The 16,547-nt window shown below is 67.2% G+C and carries 9 protein-coding genes and 1 pseudogene; 7 read left to right on the top strand and 3 right to left on the bottom strand.

The window, feature by feature from the left end; all coding sequences use genetic code 11:
* Positions 1–198 precede the first annotated feature (198 nt).
* Both ACFI33_RS10945 and ACFI33_RS10950 read right to left on the bottom strand, forming a co-directional pair.
* Entirely contained in the window at positions 199–3,708 is a 3,510-nt protein-coding gene (locus ACFI33_RS10945) for an AAA family ATPase (RefSeq protein WP_127435071.1), read from the bottom strand.
* A gap of 132 nt (positions 3,709–3,840) precedes the next feature.
* Positions 3,841–4,743: a DUF3800 domain-containing protein gene (locus tag ACFI33_RS10950; protein WP_127435070.1), complete on the bottom strand. Its 903-nt coding sequence runs from the start codon at positions 4,741–4,743 to the stop codon at positions 3,841–3,843.
* Between the two features lie 237 nt (positions 4,744–4,980).
* Here ACFI33_RS10950 and ACFI33_RS10955 point away from each other — a divergent pair, with 237 nt between their 5' ends.
* From ACFI33_RS10955 to ACFI33_RS10985, 7 genes are all read left to right on the top strand, one after another.
* Positions 4,981–6,981, top strand: coding sequence for a type I restriction-modification system subunit M (locus tag ACFI33_RS10955; protein ID WP_127435069.1), 2,001 nt, complete (start codon positions 4,981–4,983; stop codon positions 6,979–6,981).
* Entirely contained in the window at positions 6,978–8,168 is a 1,191-nt protein-coding gene (locus ACFI33_RS10960) for a restriction endonuclease subunit S (protein ID WP_127435068.1), read from the top strand. Before ACFI33_RS10955 ends, ACFI33_RS10960 begins: the two co-directional genes overlap by 4 nt.
* A gap of 6 nt (positions 8,169–8,174) precedes the next feature.
* A complete protein-coding gene (locus ACFI33_RS10965; protein WP_127435067.1) occupies positions 8,175–11,438 on the top strand; it encodes a type I restriction endonuclease subunit R in 3,264 nt (1,087 codons plus the stop codon).
* Position 11,439: 1 nt separating this feature from the next.
* Entirely contained in the window at positions 11,440–12,366 is a 927-nt protein-coding gene (locus tag ACFI33_RS10970) for a GIY-YIG nuclease family protein (RefSeq protein WP_161972201.1), read from the top strand.
* 110 nt (positions 12,367–12,476) lie between these two features.
* A complete protein-coding gene (locus ACFI33_RS10975) occupies positions 12,477–13,907 on the top strand; it encodes a DUF262 domain-containing protein (protein ID WP_161972200.1) in 1,431 nt (476 codons plus the stop codon).
* Positions 13,897–15,954 (top strand): GmrSD restriction endonuclease domain-containing protein, encoded by a 2,058-nt coding sequence (locus tag ACFI33_RS10980; RefSeq protein WP_127435064.1) that lies wholly within the window; start codon positions 13,897–13,899, stop codon positions 15,952–15,954. The genes ACFI33_RS10975 and ACFI33_RS10980 overlap by 11 nt, the downstream gene beginning before the upstream one ends.
* 45 nt (positions 15,955–15,999) lie before the next feature.
* Positions 16,000–16,209, top strand: a complete 210-nt coding sequence (locus ACFI33_RS10985) for a hypothetical protein (RefSeq protein ID WP_002857973.1) — start codon at positions 16,000–16,002, stop codon at positions 16,207–16,209.
* 100 nt (positions 16,210–16,309) lie between these two features.
* On the opposite strand, the pseudogene ACFI33_RS10990 reads toward ACFI33_RS10985, so the two are convergent.
* Positions 16,310–16,547: pseudogene (locus ACFI33_RS10990) on the bottom strand (enoyl-CoA hydratase/isomerase family protein); the annotation flags it as partial.

Genomic DNA, 16,547 nt, shown 5'->3' on the forward strand with positions numbered 1-16,547 from the left:
GTGGGTGCGCCGGACGCGCGAACTCCTGATGCTTTCGTTCGGGAAACGGCGCTCCCCAGCGCACTGTTGTTCAGAGAACGGCGCTGAGGACCGGGTCGCGTGGACGCGGTCGCGAGCCCCAGGCCCCCAGCATGTACTCCAGCTGCCGGGGCTCTCGCTCGACGATGCCCAGGTTGAACCCGTCGCAGGGCAGCGCGGTCACTGATCCTGGCCCGTAGGTTCCGCTGCAAGGACACCGATGATGGTCGCGTCTCTGATGTGCCGGATGTCGTCCCCGTCCGTCGATGACTCGGTGATCCAGGTCTTGTGCGCTTGGGAGATGGCGTCGGCGTAGTTGCGGGCCTGGCGAGCGTTGGCGCGGGACTCCGGCGGCAGTCCGGCGTATCCCTGCGCGACGGCGGACCGGAGCACGGTCTCGTCAAACGACCAGGTCCGACGCAGGGTGCGCACCACGATCTCCGCGATATCGTCGGGGCTGTAGTCCGGGAACTCGATATTGTGCGGTACTCGGGATGCCAACCCCGGGTTGAGGGAGAGGAACTGCGCCATGCGGTCGGTGTACCCCGCGAAGATCGCGATGAAGGAATGACGATCGTCCTCCAGGCGTGTTATGAGGGTCTCCACGGCGACTTTGCCGAAGTCGTTCGAGCTGTCCGGCATGTCCAGCTGATAGGCCTCATCCACGAACAGCACACCACCGCGTGCCTCGTCCAGAAGGAGACCGGTGCGTTCTTCGGTGTGACCGATGTAGCGGCCGACCATTCGCTCCCGACTGGCTTCGACCACCTGGGGAGTAGACAGGATGCCGAGGCGATGGAAGAGCTTCCCGACCAGGCGGGCGACGGTCGTCTTGCCGGTTCCCGGGCTGCCGGCGAACACCATGTGATACGTGGGGCGCGGCAGGTCGACGCCGGCGTCCCGCAAGCGCTCGTCCGCCTCTGCTTGGGCCACCAGCCCGCGCACCCAGGCCTTGACGGTCTCGAGCCCAACCATCTCGTCCAGCTCCACCAGTAGGTGGTCGACGCCGGTGTCGTCTTCCGTAGATCGGCCCAGCAGAGCATGCAGGTCCGCTGGGTCGACTTGGGTGAGCCGTTCGTCTTCGACCCCCACCATGTCCTCGGCCGCTCCCGACTCGGCCATGACGCGATGGGCCATGTGCCGGGCGAGTCTGTCGTTGAGATTACGGACCCAGCGGCCGTTGCTGCGATCCCCCGAGGACCGGTGCGCCTCCGCCACGGTGCGCCGGTAGGCGTCGGGATCCACGGTGAAGCCGTCGTCCGCCAGGGCGGCGAGGCCCATCTGGACGAGCTCGGCTGTGCTGTAGTCCTCGAAGTCGAAGCGCAAGGGCACACGCGAGCGCAGCCCCGGGTTGGCTTTGAAGAATGCGTGCATCTGCTCCGGATAGCCCGCGAGGATCACCATGAACTCGTCTCGGTGGTTCTCCATGAAGGCCAGCAGGGTTGCGATCGCCTCACGGCCAAAGTCCTGGGGCCCTCCTTCCGCGAGTGTGTAGGCCTCGTCGATGAAGAGGATGCCGCCCAAAGCGGACTCCAGGATCCTCCGGGTCTTCGGTCCAGTGCCGCCGATGTGCTCAGAGACCAGGTCCTCACGGGTGACCTCGACGAAGACGTCCGAGGACAGCACACCTGCCTGATGTAGTGCGCGGCCCAGCAGCCGGGCCACCGTGGTCTTGCCGGTGCCGGGGTTGCCGAGGAACTGGCTGTGCAGGGTCTGCCGCCGGACGGCGAAGCCGCGCTGTCGGCGTGCCTCGGCGAAGCGGACCTCCGCGATGAACGTCTGCACCTGGTTCTTGACGTCGGCCAGCCCGGTGAGGGCGCTCAGCTGAGCCATGGGGTCGCAGTTAGTGTCCGCCAGATCTGCCCCGTCGTGGCCACGCCCGGCGGAGGGTTCCCTGTCACCTGTGCTGTTCTCGCCTGGGTGCTCGACCAGGGTGGCATCCGCTGTGGCTGTCTGTGAGGGCTCCTCCGCCGTGGCGATGGCATCTTCGGGAATGCTGTGCAACGCCGTGTCGGTGGTGATGAGGTGAAGCGCGTGGGGTGCTGAGCTCACGTGGGCGATCTGAAGGGAGCCGGCGACGAACACCTCGCACGGTTCCTCGACGCACAGATCCGCGATGGTGCCGCGGCCGCCTTCCTCGACGGCGAGGGCGCGCAGGTGCGGGGTGGTCGGGGGGATACGGAGGGTGCCGAGGCTCAGGGCTTCACCGGATCCCAAGACATAGAGCTGGTTCGCCGTGCAATCGGTCAGGGTGGCGCGTGCGGAGGACTCAAGACGAACGATGCCGAAGGTGGAGTCCTCGGCCACGATCACGCCGCCCTGCGTGCCCAGCACGTCGGCAAGGTAGGACGTGGGTTCGGAGACGACCCGCACCTCGTTGAGTGTGAGCCGCCCACCGGAGGAGCACAGTGGAGAGAATACTTCCGCTTTGGTGGGGTCCACCAGGACACCAGTGAGCGTGGCGTTGCCGCCGGCGTGCACATTCACGGCGTTCCCGGTAGACGGTGTCACAAGTAGCATGTTCTCGAGGCGGACGGTGGCACCGTTCGGGATGCCGACAGCGCCGTGGAGGCGGATGCGGTCAGCGCGCCCCGTGCCGCGGATGTGGCAGTTCAGCATGATCGCAGGATCAGGGAGGTGGAAGTCCCCCTCCTCGAGCACCAGCGTGTCACCGGGGCGGAGCTGGTCCTGGACGGTTGTAAAGTCTGCGCCCTGGGCGGCCGTCCACATCACCGCCCGGGGCTTGGCTTCCTCCTGGCGGCGGGCCTCCGCCTGAGCTTCAGCGGCCGCCTGGCGTGCGGCTTCGCCTGTGGCAGCAGCCTCAGCAGCCGCTTCCTCGGCACGACGGCGGGCTGCCGCCTCCTCGCGCTGTCGACGTTCCGCGACCTCCTGTTCCGCCTTCTGCCGATCGATGTCGGTCACGCGCACAGTGTCCGGCGGTATCTGGACGTGCGACCCGCCTGAGGTCATCACGTGCACGTCGACATCGCTTGACGTGGAGACCTCGGCGACATCTAGAGCGCTGTCCTCGAGGGACAGCTCGAGGTACGTGATATCGGTGGTGAGCCGCTCGGCCTTCAGCACACTGAAGGCGGTCAAGACGAGCCCGCGCATGCCTTCTGCCGGGGCCAGGCACAGGGTGCCGCGGGCGTGGACCTTGCTGGCAGCGGAGAGATGGAAGGCCCCGTGGGTGGAATCAACGGTGGTCACTGTTGAAGCCACGGCGTTGACGGTGCCGGTGGTGGAGTCTTCGAAGGTCGCGGTGCCCTGTCCCTCCACGTAGAGGGCACAGCCCCCGGGACCCTGGTCGAGGGTCGAACGACGCACCGTCACCGCGCCACCCTCCGAGTACACGGCGGGAAACTGGCCGGTGGGCTCAGGCTGGATGGCGGTGTAGAGGAAGACGGCGGAGGCTGTGGGGCCGTGCAGACGTACGGCGTTGTGGAAGTGCGGCGCCTGCAGCGTCAGATTCTCTACGGAGATTTGGCCGTGCACATCCAGCTGGGTCACGAGGATGACGTCCTCGGGGCGAGATCCGGCCCCGATGATCCGTAGGTTTCCGACCGGAATGCTCTCGAACTCCGCGTAGGTTCCGGGGGTGAGCGCGATCGTCGCTCCGGGGGAGGCCTTGTCCAGCGCCTGCTGGAAGGTGAGACCGAAGAGTCCGTCATGGACGCGCAGAATGGACACCGGCACTCCTCGGATCTCAGGCGATGGATTCTCGGCTCAGCATAGCCGCTGGCTGGGCTGTGAAACCGGTATCAGTAGGGGAACCCGCGCAGCTGCAGGGCGGGGGGTTCTCTCCATCAGTGACCCCGGGTCTTAGCGTCCCGAGCGCCAGATCTTCGCCATCTTCTCCGCCGCCGCGGGGTCCACCGAGGCCCCCAGAAGCTGTCCATGCGGGGTCGGGGCAAGTCGCCGTTCGCGGTGGAACAGCTCAGAGTGGTTGATGTCCTGCACGCCGCGGTTCCACAGGTGCAGTTTGGACTCGTAGGTGAAGCTGCCCCTCATGGATGCCAGCCGCTGGGGGTCGGTGACCCAGGCGTACTTGGACGAGTCGTTGAGCTGGTGATCGACAGCGCGTGTGACGGCGGCGGCGACCCAGTCGGCGAACTGCACGTTGGAGCTCAGCGAACTGTCCACGTGCATGGGCGGTTCCACGATGCACCGCATCTCCGGAAAGTCGCCGGCTCGGCTGAAGATGTGGGCATACATCGATGCAACGCGTTCGACTCGCGTCTTCTCATTGATTTGATCGATGATCACCATGAGGTTATGTCCGTGATGGTGGGCATGGCGGGCCAGACGGTTCAGAGTCTCTCGCATGGCGTCGGCTTCGCGTTTCTCGACGTCGAGGCCGATCTGCTTGGGCGTCCCACGCTGCTTCTCGTCGGCGTAGTAGAACAGCTTGCCGGCGTGGTCGGCGACGACGGACCGCACGAGCGCATCGAACACGCGGAGCTGCTGCGGAAAGCGCGCGGGGGTATCCGGCCGGAACAGATTGGCCCCCTTGAACTCCCACCGTCCGGGGTGTTTCGCTCGGTCGATCTCCGAGGCGAACAGCTGACGCTTCAGTGCGGTGAACTTCGCTCCAAAGCCTCGTGCGGCAGACTCCGGCATGACGAATCCGGCATAACCGAAGGCTGGGCTTGTCCGGAAGCGAGGATGGTCCGGGCCGACGTAGGCGCCCGGCTCGCCGATCTCGTCGATGTACGCCAGCAGCATCTGACCATTGTGCAGGGCACAGCGGACACTGCAGACAAGCGCAGAGGCCCACGCAAGCGTGGGCCTCTCGAATTGGTGCTCGGGGCACTGTCTCAGCCCTAGCTACCACACGCGAGCGTACTCGCGCGCGCAGAGCATAGGCAAGTGTGGTTGTGTATGATCCGTCGCCCTGTCGGGTCGCTGCGGGGTCGGAATGGGTCCCGTCCAGCGGCCCGCCCCCACCATTCGAAGGACCCCATGACCACCCCCGCCACGCGCGGCGCTGCCTCGGCGCCCCACCGCTCTCCCCAGAACCTCTCGAACTTCGTGTGGGGGATCGCGGATCAGCTCCGGGGCGTGTTCAAGCCGAACCAGTACGGCACGCTCGTTCTTCCGCTCACCATCCTGCGCCGCATGGAGGCGGTCATGGCCCCGCACCGGGAGTTCTTCGCGGACCTGGCGGCCAAGGGTCATCCGGACTTCGTCCTGGACAACCTGGTGGAGTCCCGCACGGGCCTGACGTTCTACAACCTCAGCCCCTTCACCCTGGACCGCATCCTGCAGGAGCCGGACCTGCTCCGCACGAACCTGCTGGCCTACGTGGACGGGTTCTCCCAGAACGTGGCGGACCTGTTCACCTACTACGAGTTCGACAAGACGGTCGCCAAGCTGGACGAGCACGACCGCCTCTTCCTGGTCCTGCAGCAGTTCGCCTCCATCGACCTCTCCCCGGACACCGTCTCCAACGCGGAGATGGGGACCCTCTTCGAGGACCTGATCCGCCGCTTCGCCGCCGCCTCCAACGAGACCGCCGGTGAGCACTTCACCCCGCGCGATGCGGTGAAGCTCCTGGTGGACCTGCTCACCGCCAACGACGACGACGTCCTCACCGGCTACCCGGTCCGCACCGTCTATGACCCCACGGCCGGCACCGGCGGCATGCTGTCCCTGTTGGACGAGCGCCTGCGCCGCATGAACCCGAACGCGGAGGTCCGCCTGTTCGGGCAGGAGCTCAATGACCAGTCCTATGCGATCTGCAAGTCCGAGCTGCTCGGCAAGGGCCAGGCCGCGGACGGCATCGCCCGCGGGGACACCCTCAAGAACGACGCCCACCTGACCGAGCGCTTCGACTACGTCCTCTCCAACCCGCCCTACGGCGGCGACTGGAAGGCCTCCCGCACCGCGGTGGAGAAGGAGATCGCCGCCGGCGGCGCCACGAACCGCTTCCCGGGTGGCACCCCCGCCATCAGCGACGGCCAGATGCTGTTCCTGCAGCTCGTCGCCTCGAAGCTCCGCCCGGTCTCGGAGGGCGGGGGACGGGCCGGCATCGTCCTCAACGGCTCCCCGCTGTTCACGGGCGGGGCCGGCTCGGGCCCGTCCGAGATCCGCCGCTGGCTGCTGGAATCAGACCTGGTGGATGCGATCGTCGCGCTGCCCACGGACATGTTCTACAACACCGGCATCGCCACCTACGTGTGGGTGCTGGACAACAACAAGTCGGCAGAGCGCCGCGGCAGGGTGCAGCTGATCGACGCCCGCACGTTCTTCACCAAGCTGCGCCGCAACGTGGGCTCGAAGAACAAGGAGCTGTCCAAGGCGGACCGCCAGCGCGTGCTGGACATCTACCGAGACTTCGACGCCCAGTCCGAGGCCAACGCCGAGTTCTCCAAGGTCCTCACCCCGCAGGACTTCGGCTACCGGGAGATCACCGTGGAGCGCCCGCTGCAGCTGCGTTTCGATGTGGAGGACGCCACCATAGCGGCGGCGCTGGCCACCAAGCCGGTGGACAAGCTTCCCGACGACGGCCGCTCGGCTCTCGAGGCCGCCCTCGCCTCCCTGCGTGGCCGGGTCTGGGACCACCAACCCACCTTCGTGCTGGACCTGAAGAAGGCGCTGAAGGAGCACGGCGTGACCGCCGGCGCTCCACTGGTGAAGGCCCTGACCGGGGCCATCGGCGTGCACAACCCCGAGGCAGAGGTGGTGACGAACAAGACGGGTGAGCCGGATCCGGACACCTCGCTGCGTGACACCGAACTGGTGCCCTTCGGTCGGGACATTCACGAGTACTTCGAAGCCGAGGTGGCCCCGCACGTGCCCGGCGCCTGGATCGACGAGTCCAAGACGAAGATCGGCTACGAGATCCCCTTCACCCGGCTCTTCTACACGTACACGCCGCCCCGCCCGCTCGAGGAGATTGACGCCGAGCTCAAGCAGCTCACCGCCGAGATCATCGAGCTGTTGAGTGAGGTGGAGCGGTGAGCAAGCAGCTGCGCCGCGTCGCTCAAGTCAATCCACCTGTTCCCGAGTTGCGTGGCTTGGGGGACGACGAGGTCACCTTCCTTCCCCTCGAAGCGGTCTGGCCGGACGGTCGGCGCCGGTACGAGTTCACCAAACCGGCCAACACGGCGGGATACACCGTCTTGCGTCGTGGCGACGTGGTGATGCCCAAGATCACTCCGACGTTCGAGGCTGGCCGCGTGTTCGTGGCTGATGACCTGCCGACAGCGGCAGGACTCGCCACGACTGAGGTGCATGTGCTCCGGCCTCGTGGAATCGAACCCAGGTATCTTGCCTACTTCCTTCGAACGCAGCCGGTCCTCAGTGAGGGAGAGACCGTCCTGCAGGGAGTGGGGAATCTGCGCCGAGTAACTGCTGAGTGGGTGTCTACTCTGTCGATCCCCGTGGACAACGAGTCAGACCAGGCACGGATCGCGGATTACCTCGACCGCGAGACCGCCACGATCGACGCCCTGATCGAGAAGCAGCACGATCTCGTCTCGGCCCTACGTGATCGTTCGTTGGCCGTGCGTGATGCGGTGTTTGGTCCTCGAGTCGGTCATGGGGAGCGACTGAAGTGGGCTATTCAGGAAATCGACGAACGTGCAGGAGAGGTGCGTCGTACTTGGGACGTGCTTTCGGTGTCGATCGCATGGGGAGTCAGCCGCAAGTCGGACCGAGGGATTCATCAGGCGTCTTCGGAGGACACCAGTCACTACAAGGTCGTGCGTCCTGGAGACGTCGTCATCAACCGTATGCGCGCGTTCCAAGGGGGACTCGGGTGTTCTGACTTTGAGGGTCTTACGAGCCCGGACTACGGCGTATTGCGAGTGCGCAACCTGAACGTTGATTCACGTTGGGTTGCGGCTGTGATGAAAACTGAGATTTTCGTCGGCGAGATGGTCAGCAGGCTTCGCGGCATCGGCACGGTCAATGGCTCCAGCGTCAGAACGCCGAGAGTTTCGCTATCCGACATCTGTGAGATTCGAGTTTTTGTCCCACCACTCGAAGTCCAGCGCGCCGACGTGGCGCGCTTCGAGTACGAAAACGCACAGATCGACGCGCTCATCGCCAAGGCGGAGCGGTTCATCGAGCTCGCGCAGGAGCGGCGGGCCGCGCTGATCACTGCTGCCGTCACCGGCCAGATCGAGATCCCCACGGAGGACTGACCGCACATGGCCATCCACAACGAGAGCGAGCTCGAGACCTACATCTGCGAGTACCTGGAGCAGCACGGCTGGCTCTACTCGGCCAACGATGCCGGCTACGACCGCAAGAACGCAATCTTCCCCGAGGACGTCCACGCCTGGCTGGCCGAGAACCAGCCGGAGGACTACGGGCGCCTTGTGAAGGCCGACGCCCCGGCCTCTGCCCAGCAAGCACAGCGGGACCAGATCACCACCCGCCTGATCGACGTGCTGAACAAGCCGCAGGACACCGGCGTCGGCGGCACCCTCAACGTGCTCCGCAAGGGCTTCAAGGTCGGCACCTCCGCCACCCTGCGCATGGCCGAGCCGCGGCCGGCCACAAACCTCAACCCGGCCGCCGTCGCCGCCTACGAGCGCATGCGGCTGCGCGTGATGCGTCAGGTGCACTTCAACCCGGCCACCAACCAGTCCGTGGACCTCGTGCTGTTCGTCAACGGCCTGCCCGTGGCCACGATCGAGCTGAAGACCGACTCCACCCAGTCCATCGGCCACGCGAAGAAGCAGTACCGGGACCGCAACCCGAAGGCCACGCCGCTGTTCGGGTTCGGCACCCGCGCCGTGGTCCACTTCGCCGTCTCCAACCGCGAGGTTTGGATGACCACCAAGCTGGCCGGGAAGGACACCTTCTTCCTGCCGTTCAACCAAGGCGACGACGGCCACGCCGGCAACCCGCTCAACCCCAACGGCTCATCGACGGCCTACCTGTGGGAGCGGATTCTCCAGCGGGACACCTGGCTCGAGATCCTCCAGAAGTTCGTCTTCCTCAAGAAGGAGACCGTGGAGGACGAGCACGGCCGCTCGCGCCGGAAGTCCACGCTGATCTTCCCGCGCTTCCACCAGTGGGAGGCCGTCACCACGATGCTCGCCGCCGTCCGTGAGGAGGGCGCCGGGGCGTCCTACCTGATCGAGCACTCCGCGGGCTCCGGCAAGACCAACACCATCGCCTGGACCGCCCACCGCCTGCTCTCCACCTACGGGGTGGACGAGCAGCGGGTGTTCGACTCGGTCATCGTGGTCACCGACCGCACCGTGCTGGACGACCAGCTTCAGGAGGCCGTCCGGCAGATCGAGCGGACCTCCGGCACCGTGGTGGCCGTGGACCGCAAGAACCTCGGGGGAGAGGCCACCAGCAAGTCCGCCCTGGTGAAGCAGACCCTGCTGCAGGGCAACCGGATCATCGTGGTGACACTGCAGACCTTCCCCGCCGTGCTCGAACTCCTCAAAGGTGACTCGACGCTCGCCGGTCGCACCTACGCAGTGATCGCGGACGAGGCGCACTCCTCCCAGACCGGCTCCGCCGCAGCCAAGCTCAAGCGCGTGCTCACCCCGGACGAGCAGGCCGACCTCGACGACGGCGGAGAGGCGGACACCGAGTCCATCCTCGCCGCCGAGGTCGCCGCCACCGGACGCCCGGAGAACATCAGCTTCTTCGCCTTCACCGCCACGCCGAAGGACAAGACCCTGCAGATGTTCGGCCGCCCCTCCGGCGAGTACGACGAGAAGGGTCAGGAGATCCCGGCATCCTTCCACCGGTACACCATGCAGCAGGCCATCGAGGAGGAGTTCATCCTCGACGTGCTGAAGAACTTCACCAACTACGACACCGCCTTCAAGCTGGCCCTGGCCGGACAGAAGGGCGAGTTCCGTCCCGAAGGCGACCGGGCCGCCGTCGGGAAGCAGACCACCGAAGTGGACCAGACCGAGGCGAGCAAGAAGCTCATGCGGTGGGTCAAGCTGCACCCGACGAACATCGCGCAGAAGGTCAAGATCATCGTGGAGCACTTCCGCGCCAACGTGGCCGGACTGCTCGATGGGCAGGCCAAGGCCATGGTGGTCACCGACTCCCGCGCCGCCGCCGTCCGGTACAAGCGTCAGATGGACCAGTACATCCAGGACATGGGGTACACGGACGTGGGCACCCTGGTGGCCTTCTCCGGCGAGATCACCGACGACGACTTCGGGCTCGAGAAGGTCACCGAGCGGTCCATGAACCCGTCCGTGACCGGCGACCTGGCCAAGGCGTTCGACGGGGACAGCTACCAGGTGATGATCGTGGCCAACAAGTACCAGACCGGTTTCGACCAGCCGAAGCTCTGCGCCCTGTACGTGGACAAGAAGCTCTCCGGCGTGCTGGCCGTGCAGACGCTGTCGCGCCTGAACCGTGCGGCACCCGGCAAGGACACCACCTATGTGCTGGACTTCGTGAACTCCGAAGATGACATCCAGGCTGCCTTCGAGCCGTACTACGCCGGCGCGAAGCTGGAGACGGTGACGGACCCGAACCTGATCCACGACCTGGGGACGAAGCTCGACGCCGCGGGTGTGTACGACTGGGACGAGGTCGACGCGTTCGTCGAGGTGTGGGTCGCGTGGAAGCCGGGGAGCGGGCAGGAGGGCCTGCAGGCTGCGCTGGAGCCCGTGGCCTACCGGTTCCGCAAGGAGCTGGCGCATGCGCGGATGAACCAGGACGAGACGCGCGTGACTGAGCTCGTGCTGACGCGCAAGGACATGCGGTCCTTCGTCAGCCTCTACGACTTCCTCTCCCAGATCTACGAGTTCGGGGACACCGAGCACTACAAGCGGGCACTGTTCCTGCGGCACCTGGTGCAGCTCGTGGGCGATCAGCCCGGCGGTGAGGAGCTGATCGACCTGAGCGATGTGCAACTGGTGAGCATCCGGCAGAAGAAGACGTCCTCGGGGGACATCGGGCTGACCGGTGGGGCCGCGCTGAAGGGGACCACCGCCGTGGGAGGCGGGCAGGCGCGTGAGAAGCAGCGCGGGCCGTTGGAGGAAGTGATCGAGAAGATCAACGAGATCTTCGCCGGCGAAGGCGTGGATGCCTCCCCGTCCCAGCAGGAGGCGTGGGTCAGTGCCCTCGTGGCGCCGCTCATGGAGGACGAGAAGCTGCTCGGGCAGGCCGGAGCGAACTCGCTGGAGCAGTTCCTGGCGAGCCCGAACCTGGAACGGTCGGCGATGGGCGCCGTGTACGCGAACGAGGGCGCCTTCGTGAAGATGACGGACATCGTGGGCAGGGGCGGGGACCCGTCGAAGATGATCGTCGCCGCGATCGGGGAGTACCTGTACTGGAAGGTGCGGGGCGAGGGGACTGGGCCGGTGGACGTTGCCCATGGACGGTCCGCCGTTTTCGCTGACGAAACGGCCCCTTCGCAGGGTACTTCCGTCGATGAAAGGGCGAGTGCGACGCCGTCGCGCGTCCGGAAGGGGAACTGAGATGGCACATCCCAAGACACTGCAGGTCTTCCTGATGGACGGTGCACCCACCGGTCGGCTGAAGTGCACCCTCGACAACTGGACGGGCCTCGTCTACGTGGTGCCACGCACCAGTCTCAACGCGGACGGGCACCCCGAGGCGTTCGAAGGCACCGGTGTGTACCTGCTGCTGGGGCAGGACGCCGATTCCGGCGACGACGTCGTCTACGTCGGGCAGGCTGTCGGGCGGGCCAACGGCAACGGCATGGTAGGCAGGATCCGGGAGCACGTCCGGAGGGAGGCGCACGACTTCTGGAACCGAGCCATTCTCCTCTCCACCCTCGGGGACACCTTCGGTCCCACGGAGGTGACCTACCTGGAGCACTACTTCCACCAGGCTGCATCCACGGCCGGGCGCTTCACCGTGGACAACGCGGTGGCACCCTCCCAGGGCAACGTCACGCAGGAGAAGAGGGCCGAGCTGGAGGAGTACGCCGACAAGGCCAAGCTCCTGATCAGCGCCCTGGGGCACCGCGTCTTCGAGAGCGCCGACGGCTCACATGCCGCGGCCGCGGCGGGCCGGGCCACCCAGGCGCCCGAGGCGGCGCCGAAGCGCACCCTGTTCACCATGACGGTCAACGGCGTCAGAGCCCAGGGACACCCGACGCCGGACGGGTTCGTCGTCCTGCGGGGCAGCGGCCTCATGGAGGGGTTGCGGCCCAGCGCACCCCCCGGTGTCCGGGCGGGCCGGGAGCGCTTCGCCGACCACATCGGTCCCGATGGGGTGCTGACCGAGGACGTCTCCTTCACCAGCTCCTCGGCCGCGGCCGGATTCGTGGCCGGCGGGAGCATGAGCGGGCCGTCCTCATGGCGGGCGCCGGATGGGCGCACCCTCGGCGAGGTCGAGGCCGCCTCGGCCGCGCCGGAGCCCATGGAAGACGACGCCTGATGAGGACGCGGCCGACCGCTTTGGATGCCGCCGTCGACCATCCGCGGGGTGCCCAGAGCGACGCCCAAGGACCGGGGACGGGGCGCTCCGGGTCGTTGACCGCGAACGTCATGACCGTCGCGGACGCACTGCGCGACCCTCGTCTCCGTATCCCCGAGTACCAGCGGCCCTATACGTGGTCCACGACGAACACGGGGCAGCTCGTCGAGGACATCCGTCGCTTCCGTGCGGCCGCGTCCTACCGGATCGGCACCATGATCGTGCACCTCGAGGACGGCTGGCTGGACATCGTCGACGGCCAGCAGCGGTACATGACCTTCGCCCTGATCGCGCTCGCACTGCAGGAGGTCCTGGGCGACACCGCCGAGCGCGCCGAGCACCAGCGTGCGGCCCTGGACCGCGCGGCGGCCATCGAGCTGCCGCCGGGCCGCCGGGACGTGTCGGAGCGCCACATCGTCGAGAACCACCGCCTCATCCTGCAGACATTCCGGTCCTGGGACAGCACCGAGGTCGAGGACTTCGCGGACTACTTCCTGGACCGTTGCACGCTGGTGCGCCTGATCGTCAGCGACCTCGACGCGGCCTTCCAGATGTTCGACTCGCAGAACACCCGCGGCCGGGCGCTCCTGCCCACCGACCTACTGAAGGCATACCACCTCCGCGCCTATGGTGAGGCCACATCGGACCGGGCGGCGATCCTCGCGGCCGTGCGGGAGTGGGAAGCTACCCCGCCGTTCGAGATCCACCATCTCTTCTCGCGTCTGCTCTATCCGATCCTCCGCTGGAGCGCCGGTGAGTCCCTGCCGCGCGACGGCTTCACCGCGTCCCGGATCGGAGCGTTCAAGGGGATCTCCGCGGGGCCGACGGGCCTCGGCCGACTGCCCTGGGCGCACGGGCTTCTCATGGCCAAGGCCCACGTGGACGACTACAACGGGCGAAACGCCACGCTGATCGCGCACGGTGCCCTTCCTCCGCTGGAATTCCCGTTCCAGCTGACCCAGCCCGTCATCGACGGTGAGATGTTCTTCCGCCTCGTGCGCCACTACACCCGGCTCGCGAGGGACCTCGGCGTCTCCGCGACGGACGCGGAGCAGACCGCCGAGGACGACGCCCGTCGTGGGAGGGAGAACAGGCGATTCCAGACGATCACCCGGCTCGTCCGGGCCACCGGTACCGGCGCTGGCTACCGCTACACACAGGAGCTCTACGGAGCGCTGCTGCTGGCCTACGCGGACCGGTTCGGCGACCACGACATCGAGCGCGCCGCTCTCGTGCTCGCACGGCATGCCTTCGCATTGAGAACGCGGTTGACGCGGGTCTACCCGCGCTCCGTGGAACTTCACGCGCTGGGCCAGCACGGGGCGCCGGACCTGGAGGACCGGGTCAACCTGTTCCGCCTGATGAGGAGCAGCCTGGACCCCGCCGCCGTCACCGGGCGCGTGGCGGCCCTCCCCGGGCCGTACGTGGACGAGGCCTCCCCGGTGGAGCGTCTCTACTCGGACACGCCCTGGGACACGGAGGAAGCCCACGATGCAGACTGAGAAGCACTCGCCTGAAGCGCTGACGATCGAGGAGGTCTTCACCGCCGCCCGGCACTACCGGGTGCCGGTCTACCAGCGGGCCTACGCCTGGACGCAGGTCGAGATCTCGACACTGCTCGCGGACGTGCGCCGCGCTCGCCTCCGCTCGGAAAAGCCGGATACGCAGGGAGCCTCGTCCGACTACTACCTCGGCTCGCTGGTGGTGAACCGAGCCACGACTCCCGAGGGCGTGCCGATCGACGAGGTGGTCGACGGGCAGCAGCGCCTGACCACGCTGACGGTGCTGGCGGCCGTCGCGGAGCGTGTCATCCGAGCTGGTGTCCTCGACCCCCGGGTGTTGGCCGTCCTGGATTACGAAGGGCGCCCCGAGGCCGGGGAGGACCTCGCGACCCTCCGTCGTCGGGGCGCCCCCGCCGGGACGTCGTTCCAGGTGGACGCCATCGGGGTGGCCGTCGAGACGATCGCTGCGGCCTGCCGGCGGGCCTTGGAACGGCAAACCCCGGCAGACGATCAGGAGGTGATGTTCGACGGCGACGACCTCGCGTACCTCTGGAGGCATGTCCGGTTGCTGCGCACCGAACTTCCGAAGGGCACGGACCTCAACCACTATTTCGAGGTGATGAACACCCGCGGTGAGCAGCTCGCCAAGCACGAGATCCTGAAGGCCACATTGATGCGGCCTCTCCAGGACGCCACGGACCGGAAGGTGTTCGCGCACGTCTGGGACGCCTGCGCCGTTCTGGACCGCCACATCCAGCTCCAGTTCTCGACGGAGCGGCCGAAGGATGGCGGTGAGGCGGCAAGAGACGCCGTCTTCGGCGGGTCCTGGTCGGCCCTCCTCACGCGGGATTTCGCGTCGCTGCGGGCAGCTCTCGCGCCGAGCCAGACCGCGATGGCGTCGGGCGCCCGCACCATCATTGGGGTTCTGCTGGCCGCCGGGCAGACCGCCGTGGAGTCCGGGCCCTCGTCCGACCAATGCCAGGACGACGCCGATACTGGCGCCTACGGGACCATCGTCGACTTCCCGAACTTGCTGCTGCATGTGCTGCGCGTGATGCAGGAGAAGGGTGAGGGGGCCGAGCCAGGCCTGCCACGGTGGGGCCAGGACTCGACGGGGGCCGTGCGGCTCGAGGACGGCTCCCTGCTGGAGCAGTTCGCCCAGCACGGCCAAGGCGACGCGGCCTGGTCTCAGCGGTTCCTCGTGACGCTGCTCCGTATGCGCCTTCTGCTGGACACCTATGTGATCAGGACTCTGGCGACGACGGGAACACAGGCGGACGAGGAGAACTGGGTGCTCAGCCGAGCTCAGAAGCTCGAGACGGAGTCCGGCGAGCGCTCTCCGCGCCGGCGGCTGGGTGTGAAGAACACCTTCCAGGATCCGCAGGTCCAGGACGCCGTCCGGAACCTTCAGGCCATGTTCCAGGTCACCGACACGCGCCGCACGTCCAAGTACTTCCTGTACCGCATCCTGCGATGGCTGGATGCGCAGCCGGAGGACGGTGTGGACGGCGTGGCGTTCCAGCACATGCTGGAAGATCTGGCGCGGGAGCGCCTCCGCGCCTATGAGGCGGACAAGACCTGGGATGCCGGCGTCAACGTCCCCAACTTCGTCTTCAACGCCCTGGACTACATCCTCTGGGACGCAGGCCGGACATCGCCCATGGAACGGGAACATCTGCGGGAGCCCCTCAGCGATGTCGAACAGGAGGTGCTCCGCAGGCGCGCCGACGCCTTCCGGTTCCGGTACCGAACCTCGGTGGAGCACTTCTACCCCGTGGTTCCGGGTGAGGAGCAGGAGGCCTTGACCGCGGAGGACGTCAACCGTTTCGGGAACCTGTGCATCATGGGCCGACGCGAGAACTCCCAGCGGAACAACCTGATGCCCGTATCGAAGGTGAAGCAGTACTCTTCGGACGAGCAGAGCCTCAAGTTCCAGCTCATGGCCGGCATCCTTCACGCCGAGGGCGACTGGGACGTCCCTCAGATCAAGGAACACGGGAACAGCATGCGGCGGGTGATCCAGGAGTGGCAGGGCAAGCGGCCCTGACACCTCGGGACGATCTGGCCTCAGGGCCCCCGTTACGCTCGCCCCATGAAGATCGGTCTCCGCAAGCCCAGCCTGAAGAAGTCCATCAAGGCCCGCACCACGGGCCGCGCCAAGCGTGCGATCAAGCGCAAGGTCATCCCCGGCTACGGCCGCAAGGGGATGGGCTGGCTGCGCGATCCGAAGCGCGCCGCCTACAACGCCGTCTACCGGCGCACCACGGTCGGCCTGGGCGACGTCCTGAAGATGTTCAAGTGACCTCCACGCCCTCGCGCACCTGACCGGGGTCGGCCCGGTGGAGGCGCGTCGTCGGCCTGGCCGCTCACGGCCCGGTCCGTGGCCCGCCGCTCACCGCCCCTCACCGGCCCGCGAAGGCCTCCACCCGCCGCACGGCCTCCGGATGCTCGGACGCCGCCGCGATCGACGCGGCCTCCTGCCGCACGTGCGCGCGCAGCGCCTCGACGTCGGCCCCGCGCGTCAGCGCCTTGGTCGGCCCATAGGTGTGCGCCGGACCGGCCACCAGTTCGTCCTCGAGCTCCGCCAGACGTGCCGCGAACGCGTCGCCGGCCGCCGCCTCGGTCGCCAGGCCCCACCCC

It is taken from the genome of Micrococcus sp. PSi08 (assembly GCF_054960655.1).